This is a genomic window from Pseudaminobacter soli (ex Li et al. 2025) (assembly GCF_029892515.1).
Lineage (GTDB): Bacteria > Pseudomonadota > Alphaproteobacteria > Rhizobiales > Rhizobiaceae > Pseudaminobacter > Pseudaminobacter soli_A.
Genome location: NZ_JARXVF010000014.1, coordinates 1 through 18,829 on the forward strand (window position 1 = coordinate 1; position 18,829 = coordinate 18,829).

The following is an 18,829-nucleotide window of genomic DNA, read 5'->3' on the forward strand; positions in this document are numbered from 1 at the left end:
GGCACCGAGATGGTGATGCCGGGCGACAACATCACCGTCGACGTGACGCTGATCGTGCCGATCGCCATGGAAGAGAAGCTGCGCTTCGCTATCCGCGAAGGCGGCCGCACCGTCGGCGCCGGCGTCGTCGTGAGCATCACCGAGTAATAAGAACAACCGATCTGTCGCGGGCGCGGATAGACGCCCGCGCCGCGCCAGAACAAGGAAATGACGATGAACGGACAGAATATCCGCATCCGCCTCAAAGCGTTCGACCACCGGGTTCTCGATGCCTCGACGCGCGAGATCGTTTCGACGGCCAAGCGCACCGGTGCCAACGTTCGCGGCCCCATTCCGCTGCCGACGCGGATTGAGAAATTCACTGTCAACCGCTCGCCGCACGTCGACAAGAAGAGCCGCGAGCAGTTCGAAATGCGCACGCACAAGCGACTGCTTGATATCGTGGATCCGACCCCGCAGACCGTTGATGCTCTGATGAAGCTCGACCTGGCTGCCGGCGTCGACGTCGAGATCAAGCTCTAAGGCGAGTGAAAAGAGGCGTGGAGGGGCGAAAGCCCCGACAGGGAACTCTGAAAAGGAAATTGAACCGATGCGTTCAGGTGTTATCGCACAGAAGTTGGGCATGACCCGCGTCTATAACGACGCTGGCGAGCATGTGCCCGTTACGGTTCTCCGCATGGAGAACTGCCAGGTCGTGGCGCAGCGCACGAAAGAAAAGAACGGCTACTCCGCCGTTCAGCTCGGCGTCGGCCTGTCCAAGGTCAAGAATACGTCGAAGGCCATGCGCGGTCACTTCGCCGCTGCCTCCGTCGAGCCGAAGGCCAAGCTTGCCGAGTTCCGCGTGTCGGACGAGAACATGCTTGACGTCGGTGCAGAGATCACGGTTGACCATTTCGTCGCCGGCCAGAAGGTCGACGTCACCGGTACCAGCACCGGTAAGGGTTTCCAGGGTGTCATGAAGCGCCACAACTTCGGTGGTGGTCGCGCCTCCCACGGTAACTCGGTGTCGCACCGTTCGCACGGTTCTACCGGTCAGCGCCAGGACCCCGGCAAGGTGTTCAAGGGCAAGAAGATGGCCGGCCACATGGGCGCCACCCGCGTCACCACTCAGAACGTCGAGGTCGTTTCCACCGACACCGATCGTGGCCTGATCCTGATCCGCGGCGCCGTTCCGGGCACCAAGGGCGCCTGGATCCTGGTCCGCGACGCGGTCAAGGAAGCGCTTCCCGAGAACGCTCCGAAGCCGGCCGGCATTCGTGCCGCGCAGAAGAATGAAGCTTCGGCCAAGGAAGGAGCCGAATAATGGATCTCAAGATTTCTACGCTTGGCGGCGAAGATGCCGGCAAGGTGAAACTCTCCGAGGAGATTTTCGGCCTTGACCCCCGCGAGGACATTCTGCAGCGCGTCGTGCGTTGGCAGCTGGCCAAGAAGCAGCAGGGCACCCACAAGATCAAGGGCCGCGCGGAAATCGCCCGCACCGGCGCCAAGATGTACAAGCAGAAGGGTACGGGCCGCGCCCGTCACTCGTCGGCTCGCGCTCCGCAGTTCCGCGGCGGTGGCAAGGCGCACGGCCCGGTCGTTCGCAGCCATGAGCACGACCTGCCCAAGAAGGTCCGTGCCCTCGGCCTGAAGCTCGCTCTCTCGGCCAAGGCCAAGGCGTCGAACCTGATCATCATCGATGATCTGGCGATCACCGAAGCCAAGACCAAGGCGCTGGTCGCCAGCTTCGCGAAGCTCGGCCTGACCAACGCTCTGGTGATCGGCGGTGCCGAGCTTGACGTGAACTTCAAGCGCGCTGCGTCGAACATCCCGAACATCGATGTCCTGCCGATCCAGGGCATCAACGTCTACGATATTCTGCGCCGCGGCACGCTGGTCCTTTCGAAGGCCGCCGTCGAGGCCCTCGAGGAGCGCTTCAAATGACGGATCTTCGCCACTATGACGTGATCGTCAGCCCGGTGATCACCGAAAAGTCGACCATGGCTTCGGAAGCCAACCAGGTCGTTTTCAATGTCGCTCGCAAGGCGACGAAGCCGGAAATCAAGGCCGCGATCGAAGCGCTGTTCAGCGTCAAGGTCACGGCGGTCAACACCCTGGTCCGCAAGGGCAAGGTGAAGCGCTTCCGTGGCACGATTGGCCAGCAGAGCGATGTCAAGAAGGCGGTTGTGACGCTGGCCGAAGGCCAGTCGATCGACGTCGCGACGGGTCTCTGAGCTAGGTCGCGAGGACAGAACAATGGCACTTAAGAAATTTAAGCCGGTAACGCCTGGCACCCGTCAGCTGGTCATCGTCGACCGCTCGGGCCTTTACAAGGGCAAGCCCGTCAAGGGCTTGACCGAAGGTCTGACCAAGTCGGGCGGCCGCAACAACTACGGTCGTATTACGGCCCGCTTCATCGGCGGCGGCCACAAGCGTTCGTACCGCATCATCGACTTCAAGCGTCGCAAGCTTGACGTCGCCGGCACGGTCGAGCGTCTTGAATACGATCCGAACCGCACCGCCTTCATCGCGCTGATCAAGTACGAGGACGGCGAGCTGAGCTACATCCTTGCTCCGCAGCGTCTCCATGCAGGTGACAAGGTCATCGCCAGCGAGAGCGCCGACGTCAAGCCGGGCAACGCGATGCCGCTGTCGGCGATGCCGGTTGGCACGATCGTGCACAACATCGAGCTGAAGCCGGGCAAGGGCGGTCAGATCGCCCGTTCGGCTGGCGCCTACGCCCAGCTGGTCGGTCGTGACCAGGGCATGGCCATCCTGCGCCTCAACTCGGGTGAGCAGCGCATCGTCCATGGTTCGTGCTTCGCCACCGTTGGCGCCGTGTCCAACCCGGACCACGCCAACATCAACGACGGCAAGGCCGGCCGCACGGTCTGGCGCGGCAAGCGCCCGCACAACCGCGGCGTGACCATGAACCCGGTCGACCACCCGCACGGCGGTGGTGAAGGCCGCACCTCGGGCGGTCGCCACCCGGTCACCCCGTGGGGCAAGCCGACCAAGGGCAAGAAGACGCGGTCCAACAAGGCGACCGACAAGTTCATCGTGCGCTCGCGCCATCAGCGCAAGAGCTAAAGAAAGGTAGTCTGACGTGACCCGTTCAGTTTGGAAAGGCCCGTTCGTCGACGGCTTTCTGCTCAAGAAGGCAGAGAAAGTGCGCGAGGGTGGCCGCAACGAAGTGATCAAGATGTGGAGCCGTCGCTCCACCGTCCTGCCGCAGTTTGTCGGCCTGACCTTCGGCGTCTACAACGGCCAGAAGCATATCCCGGTCTCCGTGTCCGAAGACATGGTCGGCCACAAGTTCGGTGAATTCGCTCCGACGCGGACCTACTACGGCCACGGCGCGGACAAGAAGGCGAAGAGGAAGTAACAATGGGCAAGGCCAAAGCTCCGCGCAGGCTTGCTGACAACGAGGCACGTGCCGTTCTGCGCACGATCCGCGTCAGCCCCCAGAAGCTGAACCTGGTTGCGGCACTGATCCGCGGCAAGAAGGTCGGCACCGCGCTGTCGGATCTGGAATTTTCTCGTAAGCGCATCGCCGACACTGTCAAGAAGACGCTCGAATCGGCTATTGCGAACGCCGAGAACAATCATGACCTCGATGTCGACTCCCTCGTCGTAGCCGAGGCTTATGTCGGCAAGTCGATCGTGATGAAGCGTTTCCATGCCCGTGGCCGCGGCCGCGCCAGCCGCATCGAAAAGCCGTTTTCGCATCTCACGATCGTGGTTCGTGAAGTTGAAGAGAAAGGGGAGGCCGCCTGATGGGTCAGAAAATCAATCCGATCGGTCTGCGCCTCGGCATCAACCGCACCTGGGATTCGCGTTGGTACGCGAACACCAACGAGTACGGCAAGCTGCTGCACGAAGACCTCAAGATCCGCAAGTATCTCGAGGAAGAGCTGAAGCAGGCTGCGATCTCCAAGGTTGTCATCGAGCGTCCGCACAAGAAGTGCCGCGTCACGATCCACGCCGCCCGTCCTGGCCTGATCATCGGCAAGAAGGGCGCGGACATCGAGAAGCTGCGCAAGAAGCTGACCGAGATGACGAAGGCGGAAACGCACCTCAACATCGTCGAGGTTCGCAAGCCGGAGACCGATGCCACGCTGGTCGCTCAGTCGATCGCTCAGCAGCTCGAGCGCCGCATCGCCTTCCGTCGCGCCATGAAGCGCGCCGTGCAGTCGGCCATGCGTCTCGGCGCCGAAGGCATCCGTATCAACTGCTCGGGGCGTCTGGGTGGTGCTGAAATCGCTCGTATGGAGTGGTACCGCGAAGGTCGCGTTCCGCTGCACACGCTGCGCGCGGATGTTGACTATGGCACCGCAGAAGCTAAGACCGCCTACGGTATTTGTGGCGTGAAGGTTTGGGTGTTCAAGGGCGAGATCCTGGAGCACGACCCGATGGCTTCGGAACGCCGCGCGACCGAGGGCGATCACCAGCCGGCCCCCGAACGTGCGCCGCGCCGTCGTGAGAACGCCTGAGAAGCATAGAATTTTGGAGTAAGAACGATGCTGCAGCCAAAGCGCACAAAGTTCCGGAAGCAGTTCAAGGGCCGCATCCACGGCACCGCCAAGGGCGGCACCAACCTCGATTTTGGTGGCTTTGGTCTGAAGGCGTTGGAGCCGAACCGGGTCACCGCCCGCGAGATCGAAGCGGCCCGCCGCGCGATCACGCGTGAAATGAAGCGTCAGGGTCGCGTGTGGATTCGCGTGTTCCCCGACGTTCCGGTCACCTCGAAGCCGACCGAAGTTCGTATGGGTAAGGGCAAGGGCGCTGTCGATTACTGGGCCTGCCGAATCAAGCCCGGCCGCGTGATGTTCGAGATCGACGGCGTGTCCGAGGAAGTTGCGCGTGAAGCGCTCCGCCTCGGCGCTGCCAAGCTCTCGGTCAAGACGCGCTTCGTACAGCGCATTGCCGAATAAGGAAGGTCACGAGTCATGAAAGCCGCAGAAATCCGGTCCAAGACCGCCGACCAGCTGAACGACGAACTTGGCAGCCTGAAGAAGGAGCAGTTCAACCTGCGCTTCCAGAAGGCCACCGGTCAGCTTGAGAAGACCGCCCGCGTGAAGCAGGTCCGCAAGGACATCGCGCGCATCAAGACCATCGCCGCCGAGAAATCGGCCGGCAAGAAGGCTTAAGGACGAAGAACATGCCAAAGCGCATTTTGCAGGGCACTGTCGTCAGCGACAAGAACGACAAGACCGTTGTCGTGAAGGTCGAGCGCCGTTTCACGCATCCGGTCATGAAGAAGACCGTGCGTATGTCGAAGAAGTACAAGGCGCACGACGAGAACAACGCCCACAAGGTCGGCGACCAGGTGTTCATCCAGGAATCGGCTCCGATCTCCAAGGACAAGCGCTGGGTCGTCATCACCGACGCCCAGGCGTCGCAGTAACGAAATATTTGGACAAGCCAGGTAGGGCCCTGCGCACTACCCATGAATAAAGAAGGCGGCCAGTCATGATTCAGATGCAAACAAACCTCGACGTCGCGGACAATTCCGGCGCCCGTCGTGTCATGTGCATCAAGGTGCTGGGCGGTTCGAAGCGGAAGTACGCCTCCGTCGGCGACATCATCGTGGTGTCGATCAAGGAAGCCATTCCGCGCGGCCGCGTTAAGAAGGGTGACGTGATGAAGGCGGTCGTGGTTCGCACGGCCAAGGACATCCGTCGTCCGGACGGCAGCGTGATCCGTTTCGACAAGAACGCAGCTGTTCTCGTCGATAATAAGAAAGAGCCGATCGGCACGCGTATCTTCGGACCGGTTCCGCGCGAACTCCGCGCCAAGAACCACATGAAGATCATCTCGCTCGCGCCGGAAGTGCTGTAAGGAGCCGGAAAAATGCAGAAGATTCGCAAAGGCGACAAGGTCGTCGTCCTCGCCGGCAAGGACAAGGGCCGCTCGGGCGAAGTGCTCCGCGTGATGCCTAAGGACGACAAGGCCGTCGTGCGCGGCGTCAACATGGTGAGCCGCCACCAGAAACAGACCCAGTCCCAAGAGGGCGGGATCATCAGCAAGGAAGCGCCGATCCATTTGTCGAACCTCGCGCTGGCCGACCCCAAGGATGGCAAGCCGACCCGCGTCGGTTTCCGTACCCAGGAAGACGGCACCAAGGTGCGCGTCGCAAAGCGCTCGGGAGAAGTGATCAATGGCTAAGGCAGAGAACCAGCCCCGCCTGCGCAAGGTTTACGAAGAGACCATCCGCAAGGCGCTGTTCGAACAGTTCAAGTACGACAACGAGATGCAGATCCCGCGTCTCGAGAAGATCGTCCTGAACATGGGCGTTGGCGAAGCTACCGCTGATTCGAAGAAGCCCTCGGTTGCCGCTGCTGACCTGGCGCTCATCGCCGGTCAGAAGCCGGTCATCACCCGCGCCCGCAAGTCGATCGCCGGCTTCAAGGTGCGTGAGCAGATGCCGCTCGGCGCCAAGGTTACGCTTCGCAACGAGCGTATGTACGAGTTTCTGGACCGTCTGGTCACGATTGCGCTGCCGCGCGTTCGCGACTTCCGCGGTCTGAACCCGAAAAGCTTTGACGGCCGTGGCAATTACGCTATGGGCATCAAGGAACACATCGTGTTCCCCGAGATCAACTACGACAAGGTAGACCAGATCTGGGGTATGGACATCATCGTTTGTACGACTGCTAAGACGGACGACGAGGCCCGGGCGCTGCTCAAGGCCTTCAACTTCCCCTTCCGGCAGTAACGGCAGCGAGAAAAGGAAAAATCTGAAATGGCAAAGACCAGCTCAGTCGAGAAGAATAACCGGCGCCGGAAGCTTGTGGACCTCAACGCTGCGAAGCGTAAGGCCCTCAAGGTCATCATCATGGACAAGAGTCTTCCGATCGAAGAGCGCTTCCGCGCTCAGCTGAAGCTCGCCGCGATGCCGCGCAATTCTTCCAAGACCCGCATCCGCAATCGTTGCGAGGTCACCGGCCGTCCGCGCGCCTATTATCGCAAACTGAAGATGTCGCGCATTGCATTGCGCGAACTCGGCTCGCTGGGCGCAGTGCCCGGTCTGGTCAAGTCGAGCTGGTAAGGAGCACACGCTATGTCTCTAAGTGATCCTCTCGGCGATATGCTGACCCGCATCCGCAACGCCTACGGCCGCAAGAAGACCAAGGTTTCGACCCCGGCTTCCCGTCTGCGCGCCCGCGTTCTGGAAGTCCTCAAGGCGGAAGGCTATATCCGCGACTACAGCCAGGTCGACTTCGGCAATGGCAAGTCGGAAATCGAGATCGAACTGAAGTACTACGATGGCGCACCGGTCATCCGCGAGATCGCTCGCGTTTCCAAGCCGGGCCGTCGCGTCTACGTTTCGGTCAAGTCGATCCCGCACGTGGCCAATGGCCTCGGCATCTCGATCCTGTCGACGCCGAAGGGCGTGATGGCGGACCATGAAGCGCGCGAACAGAACGTTGGCGGGGAAATCCTCTGCCAGGTGTTCTGATCCGGCGAGCATAAGACAGAAAGAACGAGGACAAAAACATGTCTCGTATTGGCAAGAAACCCGTTCAGGTGCCCGCCGGCGTGACTGCAACCGTCAGCGGTCAGACCGTCACCGCCAAGGGCCCGAAGGGCGAGCTGCAGTTCGTCGTCAACGATGAAGTGCTCGTCAAGTTCGAGGACGGCGAAATCGCCGTCCAGCCGCGTGACGACTCGAAGGAAGCACGCTCCAAGTGGGGCATGTCGCGTACCCAGATCGTCAACATCCTGACCGGTGTGAAGGACGGCTTCGAAAAGAAGCTCGAGATCAGCGGCGTCGGTTACCGTGCCGCGCTGCAGGGCAAGAACCTGCAGCTCGCGCTCGGCTTCTCCCACGACGTTGTCTACCAGACGCCGGAAGGCATCACCATCACCGTGCCGAAGCCGACCGAAATCATCGTGTCCGGCATCGACAAGCAGGCGGTTGGCCAGGTCGCGGCTGAAATCCGCGAGTACCGTGGCCCCGAACCCTACAAGGGCAAGGGCGTCAAGTACGCTGGCGAGACGATCGTCCGCAAAGAAGGCAAGAAGAAGTAATAGTAAGCCGCGGTGCTCGGTCGCGGGAGGCGATTTTATTCGCCTACCGCACATGGCCGTGCCCGTTTCAGAAGGCAAGGAACAACTACAATGGCTTCCAAGGAATCCACCCAGCGCCGCGCCGCGCGCATTCGTCGTCAGCTCAAGAAGGTCTCCGGCGATCGTCTGCGTCTGTCGGTTCATCGTTCGTCGAAGCACATCTACGCTCAGCTCATCGATGATTCGAAGGGCCACACCGTTGCCGCTGCATCGACCCTCGAGGCAGAACTCAAGGGCTCGCTGAAGACCGGCGCCGACACCGCTGCCGCTGCCGCCGTAGGCAAGCTGGTTGCCGAGCGCGCGCTCAAGGCCGGCGCCAAGGAAGTGGTCTTCGACCGCGGACCGTACATCTATCACGGCCGCGTCAAGGCTCTTGCCGACGCCGCTCGTGAGGCTGGCCTCAGCTTCTAAGGACTGGGATCTTGACGAGGCGCGCGGCGCCTCGTCGCACGATCAGCAGTTGCAATAAATCCGGCGACGTTATAGACGCCGGATTTCAATTTTTAACCCGTGCTTCCGGAAAAGAACAAGGATCAGGAAAATGGCACAAGAACGTAGGGACGGCGGTCGCGATCGCGGCCGTGATCGCGAAGAGCGCGAAAGCGAATTCGTCGATAAGCTCGTTCACATCAACCGCGTCGCCAAGGTGGTCAAGGGTGGCCGTCGTTTTGGCTTCGCTGCTCTCGTCGTCGTCGGCGACCAGAAGGGCCGCGTCGGCTTCGGCCACGGCAAGGCTCGCGAAGTGCCGGAGGCTATCCGCAAGGCCACCGAAGCTGCCAAGCGCGACATGATCTTCGTGCCGCTGCGCTCGGGCCGCACGCTGCATCACGACGTTGAAGGCCGCCACGGCGCTGGCCGCGTCCTGCTGCGCACTGCCAAGCCCGGTACCGGTATCATCGCCGGTGGTCCGATGCGCGCTGTCTTCGAGACGCTCGGCATGCACGACGTCGTTGCGAAGTCCATGGGTTCGTCGAACCCGTACAACATGGTTCGCGCAACCTTCGACGCCCTCAAGAGCCAGATGCATCCGAAGGATGTCGCTGCTCAGCGTGGCATCAAGTACTCGGCCCTCCAGGCCCGTCGCGGCGCAGCCGTTGCGGCCGACGAATAAGCCTGACGGGGAAGGATTACGACAATGGCAAAGAACGCTAACAAGACCATCACGGTCGAGCAGATCGGCAGCCCGATCCGCCGTCCGCAGGAACAGCGCGCAACGCTGATCGGCCTCGGCCTCAACAAGATGCATCGTCGCCGCACGCTCGAGGACACTCCGTCTGTGCGCGGCATGATCGCCACCGTGGCTCATCTCGTCCGCGTCGTCGACGAGAAGTAAGCCGGACGCAGGAGAAGAACGATGAAACTCAACGAACTGCGTGACAACGAAGGCGCCACTCACTCGAAGAAGCGCCTTGGTCGTGGTATCGGCTCGGGCTCGGGCAAGACCGGTGGCCGCGGCGTCAAGGGTCAGAAGTCCCGTTCGGGCGTCGCGATCAATGGCTTCGAGGGTGGCCAGATGCCGCTCTATCGTCGCCTGCCGAAGCGCGGCTTCACCAACATCTTCGCGAAGGAATTCGTGACGGTGTCGCTGGGCCGCATCCAGGCTGCGATCGACGCCAACAAGCTCGACGCCAAGGAGACCGTGACGGCTGAAGTCCTGGTCAACGCCGGCGTGATTCGCCGCGCCAAGGACGGCGTCCGCCTCCTGAGCGACGGCGAGCTGAAGGCAAAGGTCTCCTTCGATCTGGCCGGCGCCTCCAAGGCTGCCGTCGAGAAGGTCGAGAAGGCCGGCGGCTCGGTGAAGCTGCCTGAGGCGGCTTCCGCCGAATAACAATCCGTGATCAAGCGGCTGCCCAGTAGGGTGGCCGCTTGCATCTTTACCGCCCGAAGCCTATTTCGAGGCTTCGTCGACACGTGCCCGCCTCGTGCGGGCTTTCGAACGTGAGCTAGCGGAGAATTTGCATGGCATCGGCTGCTGAGCAACTTGCATCAAATCTGAATTTCGCAGCCTTCGCCAAGGCCGAAGACCTGAAGAAGCGCATCTGGTTTACCCTCGGCGCGCTGCTCGTTTATCGACTCGGCACCTATATTCCGCTTCCCGGCATCAATCCGGAAGCCTTTGCCCATGCCTTCACCCAGCAGTCGGGTGGCGTGCTGGGCATGTTCAACATGTTCGCCGGTGGCGCCGTTGGCCGTATGGCCATCTTTGCGCTCGGCATCATGCCCTACATCTCCGCCTCCATCATCATGCAGCTGATGACGTCGGTCATTCCGTCGCTCGAAGCGCTGAAGAAGGAAGGCGAGCAGGGCCGCAAGATCATCAATCAGTACACCCGCTACGGCACGGTGCTCCTCGCGCTCGTCCAGGCCTACGGTATTTCGGTCGGACTTGAGAGCGGCAACGGCATCGTCACCGATCCGGGCATGTTCTTCCGCGCCTCGACGGTCATCACGCTCGTCGGCGGCACCATGTTCCTGATGTGGCTCGGCGAGCAGATCACGGCGCGCGGCATCGGTAACGGCATTTCGCTGATCATCTTCTCCGGCATCGTGGCCGGCCTGCCGCACGCCATCGGCGGCACGCTGGAACTGGGCCGCACCGGCGCCCTGTCGACCGGCCTGATCATCGGCATCATCATCCTGGCCGTCGTCGTCATCGCCGCGATCGTGTTCTTCGAGCGCGCCCAGCGTCGCCTTCTGATCCAGTATCCGAAGCGCCAGGTCGGCAACCGCATGTTCCAGGGCGACACCTCGCACCTGCCGCTGAAGCTGAACACCTCGGGCGTCATCCCGCCGATCTTCGCGTCGTCGCTGCTGCTGCTGCCGGCCACCATTGCTGGCTTCTCCAACTCGCAGTCGATGCCGGGTTGGGCGAGCAGCATCCTGTCCGCGCTCGGCCACGGCCAGCCGCTCTACATGCTCTTCTACGCCTCGATGATCGTGTTCTTCGCGTTCTTCTACACGGCGATCGTCTTCAATCCGAAGGAGACCGCCGACCAGCTGAAGAAGCATTCCGGCTTTATCCCCGGTTATCGTCCCGGCGAGCGTACGGCCGAGTACATCGACTATGTGCTTACGCGCATCACCGTCATTGGCGCCATTTACCTCGTTCTCGTGTGTCTTCTGCCTGAATTTCTGATTTCGGCGACCGGCGTGCCGTTCTATCTCGGCGGTACTTCTCTGCTGATCGTCGTAAGTGTCACACTTGACACAGTTGCACAGATTCAGGGACATCTGATTGCCCATCAGTATGAAGGGTTGATCAAGAAGTCGAAGCTCCGCGGGGGCAAGAGGGGAAGATGAGGCTGATACTGCTCGGACCGCCCGGGGCGGGTAAGGGAACGCAAGCGCAGCGCTTGGTTGAGAAGCACGGCATACCGCAACTGTCGACCGGCGACATGCTGCGTGCGGCTGTGAAGGCGGGCACCGAAGTCGGCAAGCGCGCCAAGGCCGTGATGGATGCAGGACAGCTCGTCTCCGACGAGATCGTCAACCAGATCGTCTCCGAGCGCGTCGACGAGCCGGATTGCCGCAAAGGCTTCATCCTCGACGGCTATCCGCGCACCGTTCCGCAGGCCGAGGCTTTGACCGGGATCCTGGCAGGGAAGGGGCAGGGCCTCGACGCCGTGATCGAGCTCAAGGTCAACGAATCTGCGCTGCTGAAGCGCATTGAGAATCGCGTCGCCGAGACCATCGCCGCAGGCGGTCAGGTCCGGGCGGACGACAATCCCGAGTCGTTCAAGAAGCGCCTCGACGAGTATCGTGAGAAGACCGCTCCGCTGTCGGCCTATTATGCCGGCACGGGCGAGTTGAAGACGATCGACGGCATGGCGGACATGGATACCGTGACCGCCGAGATCGAGAATATCCTCGGAGAAGCCGCTGCACGCGCCCGATAAGGGTGTCGCAGTTGACTAATTCGGTCTTGTGGACTATAGCGGCGCGTCTCCCAATCTGGCGCGATCCGCCTGGTCCCTTGAGGACATGCCGATCGTATTGAAGAAGGAACACCCGCAAGGGCCGGCCTCCACCGGACGCGGGGCAACGCAATCGCCGGTATTACCGGCTTAGATGGAGAAGAAGATGGCCCGTATAGCTGGCGTCAATATCCCGACCAACAAGCGCGTGATCATTGCGCTTCAGTACATCCACGGCATCGGCGCGAAGTTCGCTTCCGAGATCGTTGAGAAGGTAGGCATCCCGGCCGATCGCCGCGTCAACCAGCTCACGGACGCTGAAGTTCTGGCAATCCGCGAAACCATCGACCGCGACTACCAGGTTGAAGGCGACCTGCGCCGCGAAGTTTCGATGAACATCAAGCGTCTGATGGACCTCGGCTGCTACCGCGGCCTGCGTCATCGCCGCTCGCTGCCGGTCCGCGGCCAGCGCACGCACACCAACGCGCGCACCCGCAAGGGCCCTGCAAAGGCCATCGCCGGCAAGAAGAAGTAAGATCTTTTGGTGCAATGCGGCCAGCGAATGGGATTTCCCGCTCGCTGGTCGTTGTTTCATCAATGGGATCTTAGGTGTAGCCGCTGGAGTTACGGCGGCGTAGAGATCACTTGAAAGGACAAAAATGGCCAAGGAAGCCGCACGTATTCGCCGTCGCGAACGTAAGAACATTTCGTCGGGTGTCGCCCACGTCAACTCGACCTTCAACAACACGATGATCACCATCACCGACGCGCAGGGCAATACCATTGCCTGGTCGTCGGCCGGCGCTCAGGGTTTCAAGGGTTCGCGTAAGTCGACCCCGTTCGCTGCCCAGATGGCTGCCGAAGATGTCGCCAAGAAGGCGCAGGAACATGGCATGCGCACGCTCGAGGTCGAGGTTTGCGGTCCGGGTTCGGGTCGTGAATCGGCTCTGCGCGCTCTGCAGGCTGGCGGTTTCACCATCACGTCGATCCGCGACGTGACGCCGATCCCGCACAATGGCTGCCGTCCGCGCAAGAAGCGCCGCGTCTAAGTTCATTGTTTTAATGCCGCATGGGCGCAATTCCGCGCTCATGCGGTTTTTCCAGATCGCCTGTCACGATTGGATAGTGCAGGGAACCGGAAGGATGACAAGATGATCCAGAAAAACTGGCAGGAACTGATCAAGCCCAACAAGATCGAGTTCTCGTCCAAGGGCAAGACACTGACGACGCTGGTCGCAGAGCCGCTCGAGCGTGGTTTCGGCCTCACTCTCGGCAACGCGCTTCGTCGCGTGCTGCTTTCGTCGCTGCGCGGCGCCGCTGTTACGGCCGTGCAGATCGATGGCGTGCTGCATGAGTTCTCCTCGATCGGCGGCGTGCGTGAAGACGTCACCGACATCGTGCTGAACATCAAGGAAATCGCTATCCGCATGGAAGGCGATGGCCCCAAGCGCATGGTCGTTCGCAAGCAGGGCCCTGGCCCGGTGCTGGCAGGCGACATCCAGACCGTGGGTGATGTCGAGATTCTCAATCCCGACCACATCATCTGCACCCTGGACGAGGGCGCTGAGATCCGCATGGAGTTCACCGTCGATACGGGCAAGGGCTACGTGCCGGCTGACCGCAATCGCGCCGAAGACGCTCCGATCGGGCTCATCCCGGTCGACAGCCTCTACTCGCCGGTCAAGAAGGTGTCCTACAAGGTCGAAAACACTCGCCACGGCGAGGAGCTCGACAAGGACAAGCTGACGATGACCATCGAGACCAACGGTTCGGTTTCGGGCGAGGACGCCGTCGCTTTCGCGGCTCGCATCCTGCAGGACCAGCTCGGCCTCTTCGTCAATTTCGAAGAGCCGCAGAAGGAAGCTGCCGCCGAGCAGGTAACCGAACTGGCGTTCAACCCGGCGCTGCTCAAGAAGGTCGACGAACTCGAGCTTTCGGTGCGTTCGGCCAACTGCCTGAAGAACGACAACATCGTCTATATCGGCGACCTGATCCAGAAGACCGAGGCGGAGATGCTGCGCACCCCGAACTTCGGTCGCAAGTCGCTGAACGAGATCAAGGAAGTTCTGGCCTCGATGGGTCTCCATCTGGGCATGGAAGTGGCCGACTGGCCGCCGGAGAACATCGAAGATCTCGCCAAGCGTTACGAAGACCAATACTGAGGCGTAGGCCTCTCGAACCAAGATTTGAAGGAGTAAGCCATGCGCCATGGATTCGCCGGCCGCCGGCTGGGCCGCAGTTCCAGCCACCGCAAGGCAATGTTTGCCAATCTGGCCGTCTCGTTGATCGAGCACGAACAGATCACCACCACCCTGCCGAAGGCGAAGGACCTGCGTCCGATCGTCGAGAAGCTCGTCACGCTCGGTAAGCGCGGCGACCTGCACGCCCGTCGTCAGGTCATCGCCCAGATCGGCAACGAGTCGGTCGTCAAGCGCCTGTTCGACACGATTGCCCCGCGCTACGCCACCCGCAACGGCGGCTACCTGCGCATCATGAAGGCGGGCTTCCGTCACGGCGACAACGCCCCGATGGCCGTGATCGAGTTCGTCGAACGCGACACCTCCGCCAAGGGCGCTGCCGACCAGGCCCGTACTGCTGCGGAAGCCTCGGAATCGGAAGCCGCTTAATCGGCCCCGGTTATCGGATTCGCGGAAGGGGCCTTCGTGGCCCCTTTTTGCTTTTCTGGGCGATCTCTACATGATCCGGAAATGCGCTCTTGCTAAGAAGGACGCGTTTGAATTTCCGGCAAGAAGCCTTTCATTTTGCACAATCGTCGTGACAATGGCGTCCGCTCGTTCAGGAGGATTCGCATGGTTGCGAAAAAGCTGTCCCTGGTTCTGACTGCCGCTTGGCTCGCCGCTGCGCCTTTGATGGCCGCGCCGGCTTGGGCTGAAGACGCGCCTCCGCCGCCGGCGCAGGCGCCGGAACAGAAAACAGACGCGCCGCCCGCGCCCAAGGAAGAACCCGGCCTCAAGGAAGTCCTGTCGGAGTTTCTGGGCAAGGCGGAGCAGAGCCTGCCGACGCAGGGCAAGCGCCTGCCGCTCGGCAATGCCGAACTGCAGCTTTCATTCGCGCCTCTGGTCAAGACGACTGGGCCGGCCGTGGTCAATGTCTACGCTTCGCAGCAGGTTCGGGTGCGCTCGCCTTTCGCGGGAGATCCGCTGTTCGAACAGTTCTTCGGCGGTCAGTTTGGCGGCGGCCAGGCGCCGCAGCGCCTGCAGTCGGCACTGGGCTCCGGCGTGCTGGTCGATCCGAGCGGCATCGTGGTCACCAACAACCACGTGATCAAGGACGCGGACGAAGTGAAGGTCGCAACCTCGGACGGGCGCGAATTCCCGTCCAAGGTGCTGCTGAAGGATGATTCACTCGACCTCGCGGTGCTCAAGATCGAAGACAGCAAGCCGTTCCCGGTCATTCCGGTCGGCGATTCCGACGCGCTCGAGGTCGGCGACCTCGTGCTGGCCATCGGCAACCCCTTCGGCGTCGGCCAGACCACGACCAGCGGCATCGTTTCGGCGCTTGCTCGCAGCCATATCGGCGTGTCCGATTTCGGCTTCTTCATCCAGACTGATGCTGCGATCAACCCGGGCAATTCGGGTGGTGCGCTCATCAACATGGGCGGCCAGCTCGTGGGCATCAACACGGCCATCTTCAGCCGCAGCGGCGGCTCGATCGGCATCGGCTTTGCCATCCCGTCCAACATGGTGCGCGCGGTGGTCGAGTCAGCCAAGCAAGGCAGGGACTATTTTGAGCGGCCCTTCATCGGCGCGACCTTCGAGCCTGTGACGGCGGCAATCGCCGAGTCGCTCGGCATGGCGCAGCCGGCCGGCGCGCTCGTTTCGGCCGTATCTGCCGATGGCCCGGCAGCCAAGGCCGGCCTCAAGCCGGGCGACGTGGTGCTTTCGCTCAACGACATCGCCATCGAGCATGTCGACGCGCTCGGATATCGCCTGGCGACGCTGTCGATCGACAATCCCGCAACGCTGAACATCCTGAGCCAGGGCGCGGAGAAAAAGGTCGAGATCACGCCCGTGCGCCCGCCTGAAGGCGCGTCGGCCGCCGAGATCACTATCGACGGCGAAAGCCCGTTCTCGGGCGCCAAGGTCACCGCGCTCTCGCCGCGGCTCGCACAGCGGCTCGGCATGCCGTCGGAAGCAAAGGGCGTGGCGATTATCGACATCCAGCGCGGCTCCAGTGCCGGCGAGTTTGGTTTCATGCCGCGTGACATCGTGCGCGAGGTCAATGGCGCGACCATCGACACGCCTGAAAAGCTGAAGCTGGCTGCTGCGGAGAAGACGCGCTGGTGGCGCTTCACCGTGGAGCGCAACGGCCAGCTGATGCGCCAGGTTCTGCGCTACTGAGGTTGAAACGAGCATGGCCGATCTGTTCCAGGCCGAACCGGAAAAGGCAGCGCCCGGGCGCCCGCTGGCTGATCGCCTGCGGCCGGCGAGCCTTGGCGAGGTTGTCGGACAGGAGCATCTGACCGGTGAGGACGGCGCGCTTACGCGCATGATCAACTCCGGCTCGCTCGGCTCGATGATCTTCTGGGGCCCGCCAGGCACCGGCAAGACCACCGTGGCGCGGCTTCTGGCCGGCGAGACGCATCTGGCATTCGAGCAGATTTCCGCGATCTTCTCAGGCGTCGCGGACCTCAAGAAGGTGTTCGACAGCGCGCGCCTTCGTCGTGCGAACGGTCGCCAGACCCTGTTGTTCGTCGATGAGATCCATCGCTTCAACCGAGCCCAGCAGGATTCCTTCCTCCCAGTCATGGAGGATGGAACCGTCATCCTGGTGGGGGCAACGACGGAAAATCCGTCCTTCGAGCTCAACGCCGCTCTTCTGTCGCGAGCGCGGGTGCTGGTCTTTCGCTCGCTCGACGAGGACAGCATAGCCAAGCTGCTCAAGCGCGCCGAAGAGACCGAAGGCAGGCCGCTGCCGCTCGATGACGAGGCGAGCGCGACGCTGACGCGCATGGCCGATGGTGACGGCCGCGCATCGCTGACGCTCGCCGAGGAAATCTGGCGCGCGGCAAAGCCCGGCGAGATCTTCGATTCGGAAGGTCTTTTGCGCATCGTGCAGCGGCGCGCGCCGATCTACGACAAGGGTCAGGACGGCCACTACAATTTGATCTCAGCCTTGCATAAATCGGTGCGCGGCTCCGACCCAGACGCGGCGCTCTATTACCTTTCGCGCATGTTCGATGCCGGCGAGGACCCGCTTTATATCGGCCGCCGGCTGGTGCGTATGGCGGTGGAGGACATCGGCCTTGCCGATCCGCAGGCACTGGTCATCGCCAATGCCGCCAAGGACGCCTACGACTATCTGGGTTCGCCCGAGGGCGAACTCGCTTTTGCGCAGGCCTGCGTCTATCTGGCTACTGCGCCAAAGTCGAATGCCGTCTACACCGCCTTCAAGGGCGCGATGCGCGCCGCCAAGGAGTATGGCTCGCTGCTACCGCCGCGCCACATCCTCAATGCGCCCACCAAGCTTATGAAGGAAGAGGACTACGGCAAGGGCTACCAGTACGACCACGACACGCCCGAAGCCTTTTCCGGACAGGACTATTTCCCGGAGAAGATGGGCCGTCACACCTTCTACGATCCGCCCGAACGCGGTTTTGAGCGCGAGATCAGAAAGCGCCTCGACTACTGGTCGAAGCTGCGCAGCGAAAAGAGCCGCGGCAAGTAGAGCGATGACACGGACCCGCCTTCGGTATGGTGCTGGTCTTTAGCCCGCGAATTTCGTACACACAGCAAACTGCACCCCCATTTCCCGGTAGAAAAATGAACAAGAAGTCTCTCAAGACCGTTCGAAAGATCGGCATTGCCGTAGTTGTTCTGGCGGTCTCCTTCTATTTCATTCCGATCATCACGGCCCTGTTCATCCTGTGCGGCCTGATCGATGTGATGCGCAATGACCGCCAGGACACCAGGCTCTTCAGCCTCTATTTTGCCGGCAACGGCCTGTTCACCTGGCTGTTGTCGCCCTTCAACCTGTTCGTGGATCTTCTGTCCTACAAGAACTGGGGCGTGTGGAAGCTGGAGCAGTTCCCCGACGACTATCGCCGCGAGGTCGAGGAGGTGCTTGATGTGTTCAAGGCCAGGCAGTCCGAGATCATTTCGGACATCGACGCGAATTTCGAGAGCGGCCGCCGCGGCATGTATGTCTACCAGTGGTACGGCAAGCAGCACATCGACAACGTTCCCGAGTTCACCCGCAAGTTCAAATATATCCGTACGATTGCGGTATCGGTGTTCAGCGGCCGGGAATCGACCTCTTTCCACTATGGCCCGCTGCGGCTGACGCTGCGTGTGCTCTACAATCTGCGCCCGGCGAAGACCGACCAGATCTTCATCGAGTGCGGCAACGTAAAACACTTCTGGTACGAGAATCCGCTGTTCATCTTCGACGACACGTTGATGCATCGCTCGGTCAACGAGCATGACGGCCGTCGCTACTGCGTGTTCATGGACGTCATCCGCCCGTCTCCGGTGCCGGCTTTCCTGTCCATGCTGCTGGCCGGCATTTCCATCAGCGTCGACCGCATGAAGGCCATGTTCTACAAGAACTGGAAGATGATCGGCTCGCGCGACCCCAAGTCGGCGCCGGCCAAATAGAGCATGATCCCGAAAAGTTGCAGACTTTTCGGACAAGGTCATGCTCCAAAAACAAGAGCCTGGAGCGAGATGGCGACAGAAGTCATTCCGCTCTAGGCGGATTGGCCTTCTGGCCCATTGAACATCGTTCCAAAAGGTGCGAACCGGTTCGGAACGATATGAAGACGAAAACAAGCGGCATCGCTGCCCATGGTTGAGGCTAGGCTTTTGGGCCTGCCCGTACCGTGGGCGGTATTCATTTCGGAT

General features: G+C 61.6%; 30 protein-coding genes and 1 pseudogene. All 31 read left to right on the forward strand.

Annotation, left to right across the window (positions count from 1 at the left end):
* Window positions 1-147: pseudogene (locus M2281_RS28220) on the forward strand (EF-Tu/IF-2/RF-3 family GTPase); the annotation flags it as partial.
* A 66-nt stretch (window positions 148-213) separates the two neighbouring features.
* Window positions 214-522 carry a 30S ribosomal protein S10 gene (gene rpsJ, locus M2281_RS28225; protein WP_006205468.1) on the forward strand — a complete coding sequence of 103 codons (309 nt, stop codon included), beginning with the start codon at window positions 214-216 and terminating at the stop codon, window positions 520-522.
* A 67-nt stretch (window positions 523-589) separates the two neighbouring features.
* Window positions 590-1,303 (forward strand): 50S ribosomal protein L3, encoded by a 714-nt coding sequence (gene rplC / locus M2281_RS28230; RefSeq protein ID WP_280824538.1) that lies wholly within the window; start codon window positions 590-592, stop codon window positions 1,301-1,303.
* Window positions 1,303-1,923, forward strand: coding sequence for a 50S ribosomal protein L4 (gene rplD / locus M2281_RS28235; RefSeq protein WP_280824539.1), 621 nt, complete (start codon window positions 1,303-1,305; stop codon window positions 1,921-1,923). Before rplC ends, rplD begins: the two co-directional genes overlap by 1 nt.
* Entirely contained in the window at window positions 1,920-2,213 is a 294-nt protein-coding gene (locus M2281_RS28240) for a 50S ribosomal protein L23 (protein ID WP_280824540.1), read from the forward strand. The genes rplD and M2281_RS28240 overlap by 4 nt, the downstream gene beginning before the upstream one ends.
* A 22-nt stretch (window positions 2,214-2,235) precedes the next feature.
* Window positions 2,236-3,069 carry a 50S ribosomal protein L2 gene (rplB, locus tag M2281_RS28245; RefSeq protein ID WP_280824541.1) on the forward strand — a complete coding sequence of 278 codons (834 nt, stop codon included), beginning with the start codon at window positions 2,236-2,238 and terminating at the stop codon, window positions 3,067-3,069.
* Between the two features lie 16 nt (window positions 3,070-3,085).
* Window positions 3,086-3,364, forward strand: coding sequence for a 30S ribosomal protein S19 (gene rpsS / locus M2281_RS28250; protein ID WP_106722478.1), 279 nt, complete (start codon window positions 3,086-3,088; stop codon window positions 3,362-3,364).
* A gap of 2 nt (window positions 3,365-3,366) precedes the next feature.
* Window positions 3,367-3,756: a 50S ribosomal protein L22 gene (rplV, locus tag M2281_RS28255; RefSeq protein ID WP_280824542.1), complete on the forward strand. Its 390-nt coding sequence runs from the start codon at window positions 3,367-3,369 to the stop codon at window positions 3,754-3,756.
* On the forward strand, window positions 3,756-4,472 hold the full coding sequence (gene rpsC / locus M2281_RS28260) for a 30S ribosomal protein S3 (RefSeq protein ID WP_280824543.1): 717 nt from the start codon (window positions 3,756-3,758) through the stop codon (window positions 4,470-4,472). Before rplV ends, rpsC begins: the two co-directional genes overlap by 1 nt.
* Window positions 4,473-4,499: 27 nt before the next feature.
* On the forward strand, window positions 4,500-4,913 hold the full coding sequence (rplP, locus tag M2281_RS28265) for a 50S ribosomal protein L16 (protein ID WP_106722481.1): 414 nt from the start codon (window positions 4,500-4,502) through the stop codon (window positions 4,911-4,913).
* A gap of 15 nt (window positions 4,914-4,928) precedes the next feature.
* Window positions 4,929-5,129 carry a 50S ribosomal protein L29 gene (gene rpmC / locus M2281_RS28270; protein ID WP_280824544.1) on the forward strand — a complete coding sequence of 67 codons (201 nt, stop codon included), beginning with the start codon at window positions 4,929-4,931 and terminating at the stop codon, window positions 5,127-5,129.
* 11 nt (window positions 5,130-5,140) lie between these two features.
* Window positions 5,141-5,386, forward strand: a complete 246-nt coding sequence (rpsQ, locus tag M2281_RS28275; protein WP_280824545.1) for a 30S ribosomal protein S17 — start codon at window positions 5,141-5,143, stop codon at window positions 5,384-5,386.
* 65 nt (window positions 5,387-5,451) lie between these two features.
* The gene (gene rplN / locus M2281_RS28280; RefSeq protein ID WP_006205457.1) at window positions 5,452-5,820 is read left to right on the forward strand and encodes a 50S ribosomal protein L14; all 369 of its coding nucleotides are present in this window, start codon (window positions 5,452-5,454) and stop codon (window positions 5,818-5,820) included.
* Window positions 5,821-5,832: 12 nt separating this feature from the next.
* Entirely contained in the window at window positions 5,833-6,147 is a 315-nt protein-coding gene (rplX, locus tag M2281_RS28285; RefSeq protein ID WP_280824546.1) for a 50S ribosomal protein L24, read from the forward strand.
* The gene (gene rplE, locus M2281_RS28290) at window positions 6,140-6,697 is read left to right on the forward strand and encodes a 50S ribosomal protein L5 (protein ID WP_280824547.1); all 558 of its coding nucleotides are present in this window, start codon (window positions 6,140-6,142) and stop codon (window positions 6,695-6,697) included. Before rplX ends, rplE begins: the two co-directional genes overlap by 8 nt.
* Window positions 6,698-6,724: 27 nt before the next feature.
* Window positions 6,725-7,030: a 30S ribosomal protein S14 gene (rpsN, locus tag M2281_RS28295; RefSeq protein ID WP_280824548.1), complete on the forward strand. Its 306-nt coding sequence runs from the start codon at window positions 6,725-6,727 to the stop codon at window positions 7,028-7,030.
* A 12-nt stretch (window positions 7,031-7,042) separates the two neighbouring features.
* Complete coding sequence (rpsH, locus tag M2281_RS28300) at window positions 7,043-7,441, forward strand: 30S ribosomal protein S8 (protein ID WP_280824549.1); 399 nt, start codon at window positions 7,043-7,045, stop codon at window positions 7,439-7,441.
* Window positions 7,442-7,479: 38 nt separating this feature from the next.
* Complete coding sequence (rplF, locus tag M2281_RS28305; protein WP_280824550.1) at window positions 7,480-8,013, forward strand: 50S ribosomal protein L6; 534 nt, start codon at window positions 7,480-7,482, stop codon at window positions 8,011-8,013.
* A gap of 90 nt (window positions 8,014-8,103) precedes the next feature.
* Complete coding sequence (rplR, locus tag M2281_RS28310) at window positions 8,104-8,463, forward strand: 50S ribosomal protein L18 (RefSeq protein WP_280824551.1); 360 nt, start codon at window positions 8,104-8,106, stop codon at window positions 8,461-8,463.
* 130 nt (window positions 8,464-8,593) lie between these two features.
* On the forward strand, window positions 8,594-9,163 hold the full coding sequence (gene rpsE / locus M2281_RS28315) for a 30S ribosomal protein S5 (protein WP_106722490.1): 570 nt from the start codon (window positions 8,594-8,596) through the stop codon (window positions 9,161-9,163).
* Window positions 9,164-9,187: 24 nt separating this feature from the next.
* Window positions 9,188-9,385 (forward strand): 50S ribosomal protein L30, encoded by a 198-nt coding sequence (gene rpmD, locus M2281_RS28320; RefSeq protein WP_280824552.1) that lies wholly within the window; start codon window positions 9,188-9,190, stop codon window positions 9,383-9,385.
* A gap of 21 nt (window positions 9,386-9,406) precedes the next feature.
* Window positions 9,407-9,880, forward strand: coding sequence for a 50S ribosomal protein L15 (gene rplO, locus M2281_RS28325; RefSeq protein ID WP_280824553.1), 474 nt, complete (start codon window positions 9,407-9,409; stop codon window positions 9,878-9,880).
* A gap of 131 nt (window positions 9,881-10,011) precedes the next feature.
* Complete coding sequence (secY, locus tag M2281_RS28330) at window positions 10,012-11,352, forward strand: preprotein translocase subunit SecY (protein ID WP_280824554.1); 1,341 nt, start codon at window positions 10,012-10,014, stop codon at window positions 11,350-11,352.
* Entirely contained in the window at window positions 11,349-11,948 is a 600-nt protein-coding gene (locus M2281_RS28335; RefSeq protein WP_280824555.1) for an adenylate kinase, read from the forward strand. Before secY ends, M2281_RS28335 begins: the two co-directional genes overlap by 4 nt.
* Before the next feature lie 184 nt (window positions 11,949-12,132).
* Complete coding sequence (gene rpsM / locus M2281_RS28340) at window positions 12,133-12,501, forward strand: 30S ribosomal protein S13 (protein ID WP_280824556.1); 369 nt, start codon at window positions 12,133-12,135, stop codon at window positions 12,499-12,501.
* A gap of 124 nt (window positions 12,502-12,625) precedes the next feature.
* The gene (gene rpsK, locus M2281_RS28345; RefSeq protein WP_209712219.1) at window positions 12,626-13,015 is read left to right on the forward strand and encodes a 30S ribosomal protein S11; all 390 of its coding nucleotides are present in this window, start codon (window positions 12,626-12,628) and stop codon (window positions 13,013-13,015) included.
* Window positions 13,016-13,117: 102 nt separating this feature from the next.
* Window positions 13,118-14,128, forward strand: coding sequence for a DNA-directed RNA polymerase subunit alpha (locus M2281_RS28350; RefSeq protein WP_106722496.1), 1,011 nt, complete (start codon window positions 13,118-13,120; stop codon window positions 14,126-14,128).
* A 39-nt stretch (window positions 14,129-14,167) separates the two neighbouring features.
* Complete coding sequence (gene rplQ, locus M2281_RS28355) at window positions 14,168-14,593, forward strand: 50S ribosomal protein L17 (RefSeq protein ID WP_280824557.1); 426 nt, start codon at window positions 14,168-14,170, stop codon at window positions 14,591-14,593.
* Between the two features lie 183 nt (window positions 14,594-14,776).
* On the forward strand, window positions 14,777-16,327 hold the full coding sequence (locus M2281_RS28360; protein ID WP_280824558.1) for a Do family serine endopeptidase: 1,551 nt from the start codon (window positions 14,777-14,779) through the stop codon (window positions 16,325-16,327).
* A 13-nt stretch (window positions 16,328-16,340) separates the two neighbouring features.
* The gene (locus tag M2281_RS28365) at window positions 16,341-17,654 is read left to right on the forward strand and encodes a replication-associated recombination protein A (protein WP_280824559.1); all 1,314 of its coding nucleotides are present in this window, start codon (window positions 16,341-16,343) and stop codon (window positions 17,652-17,654) included.
* A gap of 95 nt (window positions 17,655-17,749) precedes the next feature.
* Window positions 17,750-18,583 (forward strand): aspartyl/asparaginyl beta-hydroxylase domain-containing protein, encoded by an 834-nt coding sequence (locus M2281_RS28370; RefSeq protein WP_280824560.1) that lies wholly within the window; start codon window positions 17,750-17,752, stop codon window positions 18,581-18,583.
* The last annotated feature ends 246 nt before the right edge of the window (window positions 18,584-18,829 follow it).